Here is a 14,898-nt window from a genome sequence, read left to right as displayed (position 1 = left end):
TTTACCAATAGAAAAGGAGATTTTTTATGAAGAAAATAAATAGGAGAAGACGTTCCTATTGGATTGATTTTACATTTTCGGTGACGATCATCACCCTGACGGTGGCAGCGATCTATCTCATCTTTCACACTCAAAAGCAAGAAGCAGCCGCGTCATCGAAAAAGGAGAGGCAGAGTGCGGCACCGACCATTGTGGAATCGATCGACTCCAATTATCCAGGCATCAAAATCATCACAGAAACATCGAACGATCGCTTTGCACCTTACGCTATCCAATATCCACAAAGCTTACATACGGATTTCAATGAAGAAGTGTCGACATATATCAACACCGCAAAAGACAATTATCTCGTATTAATGAAAGAAAATAAAAAACTGGGGATGGATCCAGACGGGGAGCTCAATGTTTCGTTTGAAACGATGCCTCACCATTCAGGGAGTTATTCGTTCGTGCTGGTGACGAATATGTTCACAGGCGGAAAAGATGGTACGTCGGAAATCCGTTCCTTCCATCTCAACCCGGAAACGGGCGAAAGCATTTCCTTAACGAACCTGCTAGGCGGCAATCAAAACCGTTTGGAGAAATTGTCGCATATTGTCAAGGAAGCGATCTCTGCAGATGCTTCGCTGGAAAATTATATTAGGACGGAAGCAGTCGAGCAGTATACGAAAGCGGACTGGACCCACTTTGAGAACTTTGCTGTCACGGATGATGCCCTCGTATTTTATTTCAAGGAAGATAGTTTTGCCGCCCGAGTTGCCGGACCGCCTGTCATCTCGCTGCCCATCCAGAAAGTGAACCATCTTCTTGTGGACCGGTTCCAATCCATATCCGAGGAGCCATCTACTCCAATCGGACAAGAAACGGAAAAACCGTTGGATGGACTAACTTCTCCAGAAGTGGAGGGTCCTGATTCAGGTGCAACGGAAAATGGGGACACGGTCGAACAAGACGGTCAAACTATCAAAAAAATTGCATTGACCTTCGATGACGGACCGGATCCGAAAGTGACGGTTCAAATCCTTGATATCCTGCAAAGACACGACGCCAAAGCGACCTTTTTCATGTTAGGCAGCCGGGTTGAATACTATCCGGAAATTGCGAGACAAGTCGCGGCAGCCGGACATGAACTGGGCAACCATTCATGGAATCATCCCGACTTGACCAAAATGGGGGCTGAAAAAGCGAAACAGGAAATACTCCGGACGTCCAGTATGATCGAGGAAGTGACAGGGAATAAAGCGACCGTATTCCGACCTCCGTATGGAGCAGTCAACAGCGAAGTCCGGAATGTCTCCGGATTGCCGGTCGTTCTATGGGATGTCGATACATTGGATTGGAAACATCGCGACCCCGAGCTGTTGCTTGAAAAAGTGAAAGGCTCGACCAAAAACGGAAGCATCGTCCTCATGCACGATATCCACCAATCTACGGCGGATGGCTTGGAAGCGGTCCTGTCCTATTTACAAAGTGAAGGGTATGTCTTTGTCACAGTTTCAGAGTTGGAATGAAATTTTCCCTTAGGATAAAAAATCCTAAGGGTTTTTTCATGAAAGCGGGTATCATCGGTTTCCTGACTTTTGCACTGCAAGCGGATTTATTCAACATCACTCAACTTTGTTATATACAAAGTAGATCAGATTTGTTATAATGAACATAGAACAAAAAGGAGGCGTCCATTATGTTGATTCGAATCGATCCGGATTCCGAAACTCCGATCTATTTGCAATTGGCGAACCAGTTGATCGAATTGGCTGCGCGTGGAAATTTGCGGGATGGCGATCCATTGCCATCCGTCCGTTCGCTCGCTGCCGATCTTGGCATGAATATGCATACTGTCAATAAGGCCTACCATGCCCTTGAAAAGAAAGGGATCATTACGATTGTGCCAAAATCTGGAGCCGTCCTGAATACCATCCAGGAGGGGGAGCTCTCTTCCGCACACCGGGGGAGAATCGAAGAGGAAATGAGACCGATTGTTGCGGAAGCCTTGGTGCTTGGCATGAAATTCGAAGAAATCCAACATCTTCTCTCGGAGATTCATTCAAATTTGAAGGAGGAATAAATTATGGGACCCTTTTCCATTTTTCTCATTGTCACTGGATTCATCATTTTGCTGCAATCGGCCATCCCTTATTTGCTCCGCAACACAGTTGTATTCGGTGTTACGGTTCCTGAAAGTCATACGGGAGATCCGGCCCTTGCCCGGTTCAAGAAAATTTATACCGGGACGATTATAGTCGTAGGTCTCCTCTTGTCCGCTCTATTTATCATGTGGATGTCAGCGAGAGATCATTCTGATGAACGGATTATTTTAACCGGCTTGGCCGTCCAATTTGGCATCCTTGTCCTGAATATGGTCCTCTATTTTTATTTTCATGTGAAGACGACGAAATTGAAACGCGAAAACGAATGGGGTTCCGGACTGAAACAAATTCGTGTTGCCGATCTTGCCATCCGTACGAAAGACGAAATGTTACCGTCCCCATTCTATATTTTGCCGATGGTCATCTCTATTGGATTGATCGCCTATACGTTTACTCAGTATGCAGGAATGCCCGATTTGATCCCGACACATTGGGGACCGGATGGCCAGCCGGATGCTTTTACTTCCAAAACGCCTTTTTCGGTCGCTTCCCTTCCACTTATCTTATTGGTCATGCAAGCGATGATGTGGGGGATCCACTGGATGACGAAACGGTCGGGCATTAAAATAAGCGCCGTCCGGAACCGCACATCGGCAGTCCAGCAACTATCATTCCGTAAATATACGAGCTGGTTCTTATATTTGACGACTATATTAGTGACCATCTTACTCAGCTTCCTCCAATTGACGACCATCCATGAAGGTCTTGGCAATGCCGCGCTCATGCTGGCGATGCCGCTTGCGTTCATGGTGCTCGTTTTAGCCGGAACCGTTTTTTATGCCTTCAAGGTCGGGCAAGGCGGATCCCGGATCGAAGTGGCATTCGAGGATGAAGCCGTGCCGGGAATCACGGATGTGGATGAGGACCGCTATTGGAAAGCGGGAGTCTTCTATGTGAATCGGAACGACCCATCCGTCTTCGTGGAAAAAAGGTTCGGTGTCGGCTGGACGATGAACTTTGGGAATCCGCTCGGCTATGTAGTCATTTTCTTGCCGCTTCTGATCATTTTGCTCATAGCCTTCCTCCAGTAGACTCTTGCAGTTGTATCCGATTCAGGGTACAATTGCTTTTTCTTTTGAATCCATAGAAAATTTATGGCTTCTCCGGAAAAATGGTATACTGGTAACATTGAAAAAAATTGGAGGAACGGATTGAATGGAATGGAAAAATATATACCGCGGATTCTTCATGGGAATCAGTGATTTAATTCCGGGAGTGAGCGGAGGGACGATCGCGTTCATTCTCGGTATTTATGACGACCTACTTGCGTCGATCAGCGGATTTTTCAGCCGCCATTGGAAGAAGCATATTGGATTTTTATTGCCGCTGGCGATCGGCATCGGGACTGCTTTATTATCCTTAAGCAGGGTAATGGAATACTTGTTGAAAAATCACTATGCGCCGACCCAGTTCTTCTTCATCGGTTTGATAGTCGGAGTTTTGCCTTTCATCGCGAAACAAGCTGACGTCAAGCGGAACTTCAAGTTTGGCCACTTTCTCTTATTGTTACTCCTTGGAGCAGCATTGGCTTCCACTGCTTTCATCAAACCGGGTGACGCGGCTCCGATCACCTCGCTAACCCCATTGAATACTATCGGCTTGTTCCTGGCCGGATGGGCTGGTAGTATGGCGATGCTACTACCGGGAATTAGCGGTTCGTTCATCCTGTTATTGCTCGGAGTCTATTCGACGGCAATCGGTGCGTTGTCCAATTTGAATTTACCGATCATTGCCGTCATCGGTGCAGGGGTTATTGTAGGATTCATCGTCAGCAGTAAGGCGATCGCTTATTTGTTGGCCAATTATACGAATCTGACTTTTGCGAGCATTATCGGACTCATTCTCGGTTCGGTCTTCGTCGTTTATCCTGGCATTCCGGATAGTGGCACCCCTTTTGTGATGAGCGTGATTGCGTTGATCATGGGGCTGTTGGTCGCGACGATGTTCAGCTCCACTGATAAGAAATAACTGACGATCTTGGTGCCGGAGCATTCCTCTGGTGCCTTTTTGCTCTTCATTGTCCATCGCAGAAAATTTCTGGTATTGTAAACATAGGATTCACTAGAAAGGATGATTGAAATGACAGGACCTGCATTGAAGCAACTTCATTCCCATCGGGCCATTCACGATGGTGGACTTTCTGGCGCGACCGATAAAACGGAAGTCATGATGGATTTTTTAAGACAGGGCGATTTGAAATCCGCCAACGAAGCTGCCGATGAACTGCTCGATTTTTGGATCACGCGTATCATCAGCCACGCCGATGCGGAAGAGGAAGGGCTATACAAAGATATCGCGGAGCAGAATCCCGGATTGAAGGAAGCGATCATCCAATTGACCCGGGATCATGACTTGCTCCGCATTATTGTGGAAGATATTCAGGAACTTCGGAAACAGGAAGAGTTAAGCCCGAACGTCCTACATAAATTTCACGCGCTCCTCGTGGTGAATGAAATACATAGCCGGGATGAAGAGCGGATGTTGTTGGAATAAGGAAAAAAGCACAGGGGCCCGAAGCCTTTGTTAAGAGGAGGTAGTTCCGATCCAAAAAGCGTTACAAGTGCTGACAACTTACTTCGGTTATCCCTCATTCCGAATCGGGCAAGAGCAAGTGATCGAAGGGGTGTTGAATGGGGAAGACATGCTATGTGTCATGCCGACCGGAGGCGGGAAGTCTATCTGTTACCAAGTGCCCGCCCTCGTCATGGAAGGGACTGTGCTCGTCATTTCGCCATTGATCTCCTTGATGAAAGATCAGGTGGATGCCCTCCATCAGGCGGGGATTCCGGCTGCTTACATCAATAGCACTCTGTCATCCGAAGAGTATTTCGGGACGATGGAAAACGCGTTGGCCGGCATGTACAAGCTTCTTTATGTGGCACCTGAACGATTGGATGCCCCATCGTTCATGAATCTGCTGCAGCAAATGTCCGTGCCGATGATTGCGATTGACGAAGCTCACTGTATCTCCCAATGGGGGCATGATTTCCGTCCGAGCTATCGGAATATTAGCCGTGTCGTCTCTTTATTCGATGAAAAGCCTGTGGTTCTTGCTTTGACGGCGACCGCCACTCCGGCTGTCCGGGAAGACATTTGCCAACAATTGGATATAGTGGATGAAAATTCGGTTATCACCGGTTTTGAGAGGAATAACCTCACTTTTTCGGTCATCAAAGGACAAGACCGGGACCAATATGTAAAAGAGTATGTTCGGAAAAATGAGGGGGAAGCCGGCATCATCTACGCCGCCACACGGAAAGCGGTGGAAAGCGTCCATGACCTTCTGAAGAAGAACGGCATTTCTGTCGCCAAATATCACGGCGGCCTTTCTGATCAAGAACGGCAATCGGAGCAGGACCGCTTTTTGATGGACGAAGCGACCGTCATGGTGGCGACGAATGCGTTCGGAATGGGAATTGATAAAAGTAATATTAGATACGTAATTCATTACCAAATGCCTCGGAATATGGAAAGCTATTATCAAGAGGCGGGGCGAGCCGGCCGGGATGGGCTCGACAGCGAATGCACCTTGCTGTTTTCTTCCCAAGATGTGCAGACGCAGCGGTTTTTAATCGATCAATCGTTGGACATAAGCCGGATTCCCGGAGAGCTGGAGAAACTCCGGTCGATGGTCGACTATTGCCATACGGAAGCGTGTCTGCAAAAATTCATCATATCGTATTTTGGAGAAGAGGAAGTCATCGACTGCGGTCGGTGTGCCAACTGCACTGACACGAGGGAAAGCAGTGACGTCACCGTCGATGTCCAAAAAGTGCTGTCCTGCGTCATCCGCATGGGGCAGCGATTCGGAAAAACGATGATCGCCCAAGTATTGAAAGGCTCTGCCAATAAAAAAGTCGTAGAATTCGGGTTTGATAAGTTGACGACCTATGGCTTGTTGAAAAGTTGGTCTGTGAAAGACATTTCCGCTTTCATTGAGTTCATCATCTCGGAAAATTATCTCGGAGTGGAGAACGGGCCATTTCCGACCATCTATGTGACTGACCAAGGAAAAGAAGTCCTTCTCGGTAATGTGACCGTCACACGCAAAGTTTCGGTCATCACCAAACAGATTACAAAAGACGATCCGCTCTTCGAACAATTGCGGGCATTGCGGCGCGAGCTCGCCCAGGAAGCGGGCGTACCGCCATTTGTCATCTTCTCGGACAAGTCCCTTCATGACATGGCCGCAAGAAAACCGCTAACTGCCGATGAATTCCTGGAAGTGAACGGAGTCGGTCAGACGAAATTGGAACGGTACGGAGACCAGTTCATGGAGGAAATCCGGAAGTTTACAGTGCAGAATGTATAACATAGTTTATTTAGCCCTCGGTGTTGGCAAAGTGATAGCCAGACGACCGGGGCTTTTTGATTGGCAAACGTTTCTCTTTGTTAGAAGCACTGGGGGGCGGATTCGAAACGTTCTTGCTACACTTCGCGATGTTTTTGGTCGAGTTTGAAACATTGTTGACTGAGTTCCCAACGTATCCCTCGGACCTCTAAACGGATTCAAACCCTCGCAACGTTTGGATTCAACTTCGAAATATATCTCCAAACCCTCGCAACGCTGCCGGACGACCTTGCAACGTTTGTGCCAAACCTCCCAACATATCTATCACCTCTCAACGCTTACCCCCAACTCCAAAACAATCCCCTTCCACCTCGCAATGTATTCAAGATACCTCGCAACGCTCCCAGGCCACCTCGAAACATTCTCGCCTACCTTCAAAACGTTCCCGCTCCACCTCAAAACACTCTCCCAAAAGTCCACCCCAAACTATCATATTAACCAACTCCCTTCTAATAATTGCTTTTATTACCAAACAAGGATATAGTAGATTTGTAGGTACAGATGGGAGGCTTTGGTAATGGCCAAATTATTGTATGTAAAAGTAAATCCAAAGGAGGATGAAAACTCGGATTCCTCCAAACTGGCAAACCATTTTTTACAGGAGTATGAAGTACATAACCCGGAAGATGAGATTGAAATCCTTGATTTGTACAAAGCGGATATTCCATTCCTCGATGTAGATGTCTTCCGAGCTTGGGGTAAATTCGCGTCCAAGGAGAAGTTGACGCCGGTGGAGTTGGAAAAAAGCGAACGGATGGACCAATTGACTGACCAGTTCATGACAGCGGATAAGGTAGTGTTTTCGGCTCCTTTCTGGAATCTGAGCTTTCCACCGATGTTGAAAGCGTACATGGACACGATCTGCATCGTTGGCAAGACGTTCCATTACACCGCGGAAGGAGCGATGGGCCTTTTGGAGGACCGACCTTGTCTCCTTATTGAAACGCGGGGCGGGTTTTATTCGGAAGGGCCAAATGCGGAGCTGGAGTTTTCGAAAAGCTATTTGCAGGCGATCATGTCATTCCTGGGAATCCATAATTTCCAGGCGGTCATCGCGGAAGGTCTCGACGTGAATTCTTCCAATCCCGAACGGACGCGGGCGGATTGCCTGGCAGAGCTAAGTGAATTGGCCAAAACATTTTAAATGGACATGAAAAAACATCCTAGCGATCCGGTGCTAGGATGTTTTTCCGTGTTTTACTGTGCAGGGGCTAGCTTGCGTTTCATTCCGAATATCGTATAGATGGCAACGACTAGCAGAATGATCCCAGTTAGCATGAAGCCTCCTTTGAAACTCAAATCCAAGTAGCCGATGACGCTGGAACCTGCCACGACCCCGATCGAAAAGAACGCATAGAAATAGCCGTATGCTTTTCCACGGAATTCCTCGGTTGAGGAATCGATGAGCAATGAATTGATTGAAGGAAATAAAAAGGCGAAGCCGACACCGTAACATGACATGGCGATGAAAAGAAGTGCCATGTCCTCGACCAAGCTTAGCAGAATCATGCTGATGCCCATGAGGGAAATACCGAATGCCAGCGTAACCATGGGGCGCACTTTATCGAAAATCCGATTGATGGGCAACAGGAAAATGAGAATCGCGACGACGCCGAAAGTGCTCAGCAACATACCGCTCATTTTCGAATCAAACCCTAGGAACTCCACTTTCAATGGAAGGATAAGCGCCAATACGCCTTGGGAGAACATGAGGAAAAAGGCGCCCGCGAAGGCCCGGACCATTCCACGGTGCATAAACAATTGACGGACCCGGAAATGCTTTCCCTTCCCAGTCGGGCGTTTCCGGACATGGCTGAATGACCGGAGTGTGAAAAAGGCAAGAATCGCCAAGACGAGCATGATTCCACCGTTGATGGCCATGATGAAGGGCGTCCCCATTTTTGCGCCTACGATTCCTCCATACGCAGGTCCGATAATGGCGGCCATCCCGACAAAAGCGCCAGAAATGGCAACACTTCGTCCTCTTTTGGATTCTTCCGCCCGATTGGCCAAAAACGTGAATGCCGCCGGGACGATCAGCCCTTCCATGAAACCGTGGACAAATCGAACCCCTAATAAAGAAGTTGGATCGTAAACGGCGGAATAGAGGAAAAGGGATAACCCGGATGCCAAAAGGCCGATTAATAGAATAAGAAAAGGGCCTCTCCGGTCCGTCATGAAACCTGAAATGACATTACCGATCGTATTGGAGAATGAATACATGCCAACCGCCAAGCCTGTCAAAAACGAAGAGGCCCCGAGTGACAGGGCAAAGGGGCTCATGACGGGCAATTGTGAAAACAGATCAAAAAATGAGAAGAATACAATGAAATAAACAAACATGCGCATTGGAAATAAATCCTCTTTTCATTCGAAATCACGTAGGATAAAGTAACTCCCTATCGTCTACTGTAGCACTTTTTCCGGTTTAGGTGGTAGAATTGATTGTGGAAATTGGTAACTATGAATAAGAAGGGGATGTGCCTTAATGAAAATCAGAATTGGAATTGCCGGGTATGGAAACTTGGGCCGTGGGGTCGAATCCGCCATCGGGCAAAACGAAGACATGGACTTGGTCGGAGTCTTCACAAGAAGGAAACCGGAAGACGTTCAACTGATAAATCAAACGGTTCCTGTCCATCTACTGGATGAAATTGAAAGGTTTAAAGACGAAATCGATGTGCTGATTCTATGCGGCGGCTCGAAAAATGACTTGCCGGAACAAGGGCCTGCCCTTTCGGCAATCTTCAATACAGTGGACAGCTTCGATACACATGCTAAAATACCGGCGTATTACGAAGCGGTAGACGCTTCTGCAAAACCGAATGGCAATACGGCAATCATTTCGGTCGGCTGGGATCCGGGTTTATTCTCGATTAACCGCCTGTTCGGAGAAGCGGTTTTACCGGAAGGAGCCACGTATACATTTTGGGGTAAAGGGCTGAGTCAAGGCCACTCCGACGCGGTAAGACGAGTTGAAGGTGTCAAAGGAGGAGTCCAGTATACGCTTCCTGCCTCGGAAGCCATCGAACGGGTGCGCAGCGGATCGTTGCCTGAGTTGACAACACGGGAGAAGCATACGCGGGAATGCTACGTTGTCCTGGAAGAAGGGGCCGATCCAGAAAAGGTGAAACAAGAGATCATCACGATGCCGGACTACTTCGCCGATTACGATACGACGGTCCATTTCATTTCGGAGGAGGAGTTGAAACGGGATCATTCGGCGATGCCGCACGGCGGTTTCGTCATCCGTTCGGGGAAAACGGGCGAAGGCAATTCGCAAGTGATGGAATATGCGTTGACTCTTGACAGCAACCCTGAATTCACGTCGAGCGTCCTCGTTGCCTACGCACGGGCAGCTTACCGGCTGAATCAAAATGGCGAGAGTGGAGCGAAAACCGTCTTCGATATCGCACCGGGACTTCTATCGCCGAAATCGCCGGCAGATTTGCGAAAAGAGTTATTGTAATACTTTGTGGAAAGAACCGCAGCAGCGGTTCTTTTTTGTTTGGTATTGGAAATGGCGGGGTGTTATGAGGTTCGAGGAATTCGTTTTGAAGTTATGTGGGGACGTTTCGTAGTTGGGGGAAACTGTTTTGAAGTTTGACAGAAATGTTTGGAGGATTTGGAGAAGTGTTTCGAGGTTTGGTGGATACGTTGTAAGGTGGAAGGAACGTTACGAGGTTCGAGGAATTTGTTATGAAGCTCGAAGGGAATGTTTGTAGGTTGGGGAGAAACGTTTTGAAGTACGACGAAAATATTTGGAGGCTTAATAAAAATATTTTGAGCTTGGAAAAGGGCGTTTTGAAGTTCATCGAAACGTTTCTAGGCGCTAGGAATGTTACGGGGTTCGAAGGAAACGTTATGAAGCTCATTACAAATATTTAAAGGTTTGAGAAAAACGTTTCGGAGTTCGCCGGGATATTGTGAGGTGGTTGAGACTTCGGAAAGTTCGGGGGGACTCGCCGGAACTATACAAAATGCCATCACACGGGCCCAGTCCGTACCGTGTTTCATTTGTCCCTCAACCTGACTTCATATTATTTTGAATACGGTTGGAATTGGAATATACTACTCATATGTAATGACGAGGAGGTCGATTGAGTTGACGAAACTGGATGAGACGTTGCAAATGATGAAGGAACTGACAGATGCAAAAGGAATCGCGGGGAATGAACGGGAACCGCGTGATGTAATGAAGACATATATTGAGCCGTTTGCGGATTCCATTGAACAGGATGGGATCGGTTCCCTGATCGCCCGAAAGGCGGGTGATGCGAATGGGCCGAAGATCATGGTGGCGGGCCATTTGGATGAGGTCGGCTTCATGGTAACGAAAATTGATGATAAAGGGTTCATTTCATTCCAAACGGTGGGCGGCTGGTGGTCGCAAGTGATGCTTGCCCAACGCGTGACGATTGTGACGCGCAAAGGGGAAACGGTGACGGGGGTCATCGGTTCGAAGCCGCCGCATATCCTTTCTCCCGAAGCGCGGAAAAAGCCGGTGGACATCAAAGATATGTTCATCGATGTGGGAGCCGCTTCTAAGGAAGAAGTGACGGAATGGGGCATTGCGCCTGGCGATATGGTTGTTCCCTATTTTGAATTCACTGTCATGAATAATGATAAATACCTTTTGGCGAAGGCGTGGGACAACCGGATTGGCTGTGCGATCGCCATCGATGTCTTGAAAGGGCTGAAAGATTCCAATCATCCGAACATCGTCTACGGCGTTGGAGCGGTTCAGGAAGAAGTCGGATTGCGTGGCGCGCGGACTGCTGCTGCGAAAATCCAGCCGGATATCGGATTTGCGGTCGATGTCGGCATCGCCGGGGATACGCCCGGGATCAGTCCGAAAGAAGCGGAAGGGAAGATGGGGGAAGGCCCGCAAATTCTGTTGTATGATGCATCGATGGTGTCGCATACGGCATTGCGGAATTTCATCGTAGACACAGCGGAGGAGCATGGCATCCCGTATCAATTCGAAACGATGCCAGGCGGGGGCACGGATGCCGGTTCCATCCATCTTTCTGGAAAAGGGGTCCCGACCCTTGCTGTCTGCATCCCGACTCGTTATATCCATTCTCATGCGGCCATGTTGCACCGCGATGACTATGAACACACAGTCAAATTACTGATTGAAGTGATTAAAAAATTGGATCGTGACACAGTCGATCGGATTACTTTCAATTAATTCAAAACCTATCCGCCCTTGATGATTGGGCTGGATAGGTTTTTGTTTGAAAGGAGTGGCGCAGTGGTATGAGAAGTATGGAGGATTTTCGGGGAATTAAATTATAAAAATACACTTGACTTTATATTTATGCACCCCTATAATTGTGTTACAAATTGAAACAACGACTGGGGATGACAAGCATGGTGAAGATAGATTTGGAAGACTCGAAAATTGCAGATAATTTAAAAGGGAGAGACTTATTGACGCTCCTTGATTATACAAGTGAAGAAGTGGCGTATTTATTGGAATATGCCATCAATATGAAAAAAGAATACAATGCGGGCAATATGCCGCGCCTTTTGGAAGGGAAAACGCTCGGCATGATTTTTGAAAAACATTCGACGCGTACCCGGATTTCATTCGAGGTCGGTATGATACAACTGGGCGGCTACGGCATGTTCATGAACGCGCGTGACTTGCAAATTGGCCGGGGAGAATCTGTTTACGATACAGGGAATGTGATGTCCGAATACTTGGACGGCATTATGATCCGTGCCAATTCCCATGAGATGGTGAAGGAATTGGCGAAGCATACGACAATCCCCGTCATCAATGGGTTGACGGATATTTTCCATCCATGCCAGGCATTGGCGGATCTACTGACAGTCAAAGAAGTGAAAGGGAAAGTGGAAGGGCTGAAGCTTGCCTACGTCGGCGATGGCAACAACGTAGCCCACTCGCTCATCATCGCGGGGGCGCATATGGGAATGCACTTGGCGGTCGCTACGCCGGAAGGGTTTGAATATGACCCGGACATCTTCGTCCAAGCGCAAAAAATCGCCGAGAAAAATGGCGGATCTGTCATGCAGACAACTGATCCGGTCGAAGCGGCAGCGGATGCGGATGTTCTGTATACGGACGTCTGGACCAGCATGGGGCAAGAGGAAGAAGCGACAGCCCGTTTGGAAGCGTTCAAAGATTTTCAAATCAATGACGCGCTCGTCGCCCATGCAAAACAGGATTATATGTTCCTTCATTGCCTTCCGGCGCATCGGGAAGAAGAAGTGTCCACATCTGTCATTGACGGACCGAATTCCTATGTATTCCAGCAAGCGGGTAATCGTCTGCATGCTCAAAAAGCAGTGTTAGCAAACCTATTATAATAATTAATCGCCCAGCGCGGAAAATAGCTGGGCGATATTTGATTCGACATATATGAAAAAGCCGCCTGGATAAGTGCGGCTTTTTCGCTCAGCTTCCGGTAAAGGCTTGTGCCAGTTCGGTCGTAATTTTTGCTTTTTCCTGTTCGTCCGATCGATTCCACAACTTTTCAAAAAATACCCCGAGACCTGGCAATAAATGCTCTTCGCCACGCTGGATGGCGTCTTCGACAACATTGCGAATATCAGTGGCACTATTGTTTGACATATTCGCAGAAATTGCATCACGGATTTGAAAATTCATTTTATCAACCTCCTACCGATATGTTGTACACAATGATCGCCAACTATACCGTCTTTTGATACACTAAAAGAAAAAGGCGGTACTATTTACATGAAACGCATAGAATCCACCCAGAATTCCCTTGTAAAGTATTGGAAGAAACTTGTAACAACCCGAAAAGAACGTGATAAATCGGGCGAGTTTCTCGTCGAAGGGTTTCACTTGGCAGAAGAGGCACTACGAAAAGAAGGAACCGTCCTGCATCTCATCGTACGGGAAGATGTGGAGCTGCCAGCGAGCTGGAATGTTGGCCAGATCCAGCTCATTGAAATTACAAAAGCAGTCGCTAATGAAATTGCGGAAACGGAGCACTCGCAAGGTGTCTACGCCCATTGTCGCCAAACCGAGATACGTATGGATGAAAAAGACGCGTGGGATAAGTTTTTGTTTGTGGATGCAGTTCAAGATCCGGGAAATATCGGAACTATTCTACGAACAGCGGACGCTGCCGGCATAGATGCGGTCATTTTAGGGAAAGGCGCGGCGGATCCTTACAACCCAAAAACAGTGCGATCGGCTCAAGGCTCCCATTTTCACATCCCCATCATTCGAGAGGATTTGCATGATTGGATTTCCTATGCAAAAAATCGCGGTATTCCGGTCATTGGAACGGGACTGGAAAATGCCGACGAACATTATCAGTTGGGAGCGCTGCCCGCCTTTTGCCTGTTGGTCGGCAATGAAGGAAGCGGTGTGAATCCGGAATTTTTGAAAGAGGCGGATGAGATTGTTAAAATTCCGCTGTACGGCCAAGCAGAATCCTTAAACGTGGCGGTTGCTGCTGGAATTTTATTATATACCGTTGGCAGACGGTAAAAAAAGCGGGCAGTCCTTTATTTGGATTGTCCTTTTTATTTGATTGAAAGGGGATTTTCTCTGGAATCTATTTCTGTAATGAACATAGATAATAATCTGACTTTACTGAAAAACAATTGACAAAAATGCGAACGATTTATATAATCTAAATAAACTGACTGGTTAGTTTTTTTTACTGGATTTTATAATGTACTGCAAAAGAGGGAATAAAATGAACGGAATAGACACAGGGGAATACATCGTAGAGACGTCCATAAAAAATCCGGAACGGGTCGAGAAGAGAAGAGCTGAAATTATCGATGCAGCTGTAAAGATTTTTTCAAAAAAGGGTTATCATCCAACAACAACGAAGGAAATAGCGGATGCTGCCGGGATGAATGTGGCGACGATGTTTCAATATGTAAAAAACAAGCAGGACATTTTGTATCTTGTGTGCTGCCATATTCATTCATTGATTGAACAAGCTTTATATGCCGCTACAGAAGAGAACCTTGGTCCTATGAAAGCGATTGAGAAAGACGTTACCGCTCTGTATGAGATTATTGATCACGTTTCGGATTATGTCGTCTTGATGTATCAGGAAACAGCATCCTTAGATAAAGAGGCTAGAAGATCGTTCCTTCAAAGAGAACAAAGGCTTTGTGATCATCTTGAAAAACAAATTCAAAGGGGAATCAAATCAGGTGTTTTCAAGGTTTCACAGGAATCAATACCTTTAATAGCAGATGATATTCTCGTCCAATCACAAATGTGGGCCTTCAGAAGATGGTCATTATCAAAAAAATTTACCAAAGAAAAATATATAGAGACGAGAATTCAACTGCTGGAAGCTCTTTTAACGTAAAGAGTTTTCTTATACACATTTACCAACTGACTAGTTAGTTTTATTTTAAAATTGAAGGGGA

Annotated in this window: 14 protein-coding genes; 12 read left to right on the top strand and 2 right to left on the bottom strand. The window is 47.0% G+C overall.

All coding sequences use genetic code 11. From position 1 onward, the window contains the following. Nucleotides 1-26: 26 nt before the first annotated feature. The 7 genes from OXB_RS16105 (at nucleotide 27) to OXB_RS16075 (ending at nucleotide 7,642) form a co-directional block, all read left to right on the top strand. Complete coding sequence (locus tag OXB_RS16105; protein WP_041075481.1) at nucleotides 27-1,511, top strand: polysaccharide deacetylase family protein; 1,485 nt, start codon at nucleotides 27-29, stop codon at nucleotides 1,509-1,511. Nucleotides 1,512-1,681: 170 nt separating this feature from the next. Then, nucleotides 1,682-2,065, top strand: a complete 384-nt coding sequence (locus OXB_RS16100) for a GntR family transcriptional regulator (RefSeq protein WP_041075479.1) — start codon at nucleotides 1,682-1,684, stop codon at nucleotides 2,063-2,065. Between the two features lie 3 nt (nucleotides 2,066-2,068). Continuing rightward, complete coding sequence (locus tag OXB_RS16095; protein ID WP_041075477.1) at nucleotides 2,069-3,178, top strand: DUF1648 domain-containing protein; 1,110 nt, start codon at nucleotides 2,069-2,071, stop codon at nucleotides 3,176-3,178. Nucleotides 3,179-3,302: 124 nt separating this feature from the next. After that, the gene (locus OXB_RS16090) at nucleotides 3,303-4,115 is read left to right on the top strand and encodes a DUF368 domain-containing protein (RefSeq protein WP_041075475.1); all 813 of its coding nucleotides are present in this window, start codon (nucleotides 3,303-3,305) and stop codon (nucleotides 4,113-4,115) included. A 111-nt stretch (nucleotides 4,116-4,226) separates the two neighbouring features. Next, on the top strand, nucleotides 4,227-4,640 hold the full coding sequence (locus OXB_RS16085) for a hemerythrin domain-containing protein (protein WP_041075473.1): 414 nt from the start codon (nucleotides 4,227-4,229) through the stop codon (nucleotides 4,638-4,640). A 67-nt stretch (nucleotides 4,641-4,707) separates the two neighbouring features. Next, nucleotides 4,708-6,459, top strand: coding sequence for a DNA helicase RecQ (recQ, locus tag OXB_RS16080; RefSeq protein ID WP_442852878.1), 1,752 nt, complete (start codon nucleotides 4,708-4,710; stop codon nucleotides 6,457-6,459). A 556-nt stretch (nucleotides 6,460-7,015) separates the two neighbouring features. Next, nucleotides 7,016-7,642, top strand: a complete 627-nt coding sequence (locus OXB_RS16075) for an FMN-dependent NADH-azoreductase (RefSeq protein WP_041075469.1) — start codon at nucleotides 7,016-7,018, stop codon at nucleotides 7,640-7,642. Between the two features lie 53 nt (nucleotides 7,643-7,695). Here OXB_RS16075 and OXB_RS16070 read toward each other — a convergent pair whose 3' ends face one another. After that, nucleotides 7,696-8,847: an MFS transporter gene (locus OXB_RS16070; RefSeq protein ID WP_041075467.1), complete on the bottom strand. Its 1,152-nt coding sequence runs from the start codon at nucleotides 8,845-8,847 to the stop codon at nucleotides 7,696-7,698. Nucleotides 8,848-8,986: 139 nt separating this feature from the next. Between OXB_RS16070 and OXB_RS16065 the strand changes: the two genes are divergently transcribed. The 3 genes from OXB_RS16065 (at nucleotide 8,987) to argF (ending at nucleotide 12,837) form a co-directional block, all read left to right on the top strand. Next, a complete protein-coding gene (locus OXB_RS16065; protein WP_041075465.1) occupies nucleotides 8,987-9,967 on the top strand; it encodes a diaminopimelate dehydrogenase in 981 nt (326 codons plus the stop codon). Between the two features lie 636 nt (nucleotides 9,968-10,603). Next, nucleotides 10,604-11,692, top strand: a complete 1,089-nt coding sequence (locus OXB_RS16055; RefSeq protein ID WP_041075462.1) for a M42 family metallopeptidase — start codon at nucleotides 10,604-10,606, stop codon at nucleotides 11,690-11,692. Nucleotides 11,693-11,874: 182 nt separating this feature from the next. Next, nucleotides 11,875-12,837, top strand: a complete 963-nt coding sequence (argF, locus tag OXB_RS16050; protein ID WP_084212515.1) for an ornithine carbamoyltransferase — start codon at nucleotides 11,875-11,877, stop codon at nucleotides 12,835-12,837. Nucleotides 12,838-12,925: 88 nt separating this feature from the next. Here argF and sspI read toward each other — a convergent pair whose 3' ends face one another. After that, nucleotides 12,926-13,138: a small acid-soluble spore protein SspI gene (gene sspI, locus OXB_RS16045; RefSeq protein WP_041075458.1), complete on the bottom strand. Its 213-nt coding sequence runs from the start codon at nucleotides 13,136-13,138 to the stop codon at nucleotides 12,926-12,928. 90 nt (nucleotides 13,139-13,228) lie between these two features. On the opposite strand from sspI, the gene OXB_RS16040 reads away from it, so the two are divergent. Together OXB_RS16040 and OXB_RS16035 are read left to right on the top strand one after the other, a co-directional pair. Next, nucleotides 13,229-13,993, top strand: coding sequence for a TrmH family RNA methyltransferase (locus OXB_RS16040; RefSeq protein WP_041075456.1), 765 nt, complete (start codon nucleotides 13,229-13,231; stop codon nucleotides 13,991-13,993). A gap of 211 nt (nucleotides 13,994-14,204) precedes the next feature. Beyond that, nucleotides 14,205-14,837, top strand: a complete 633-nt coding sequence (locus tag OXB_RS16035) for a TetR/AcrR family transcriptional regulator (RefSeq protein WP_041075454.1) — start codon at nucleotides 14,205-14,207, stop codon at nucleotides 14,835-14,837. Nucleotides 14,838-14,898 lie beyond the last annotated feature (61 nt).

Origin of the sequence: Bacillus sp. OxB-1 (assembly GCF_000829195.1) — a bacterium.
Taxonomy (GTDB): Bacteria; Bacillota; Bacilli; order Bacillales_A; family Planococcaceae; genus Sporosarcina.
The sequence above is the reverse complement of the archived record's forward strand: the minus strand, read 5'-3'. Positions and strand labels throughout refer to the sequence as shown.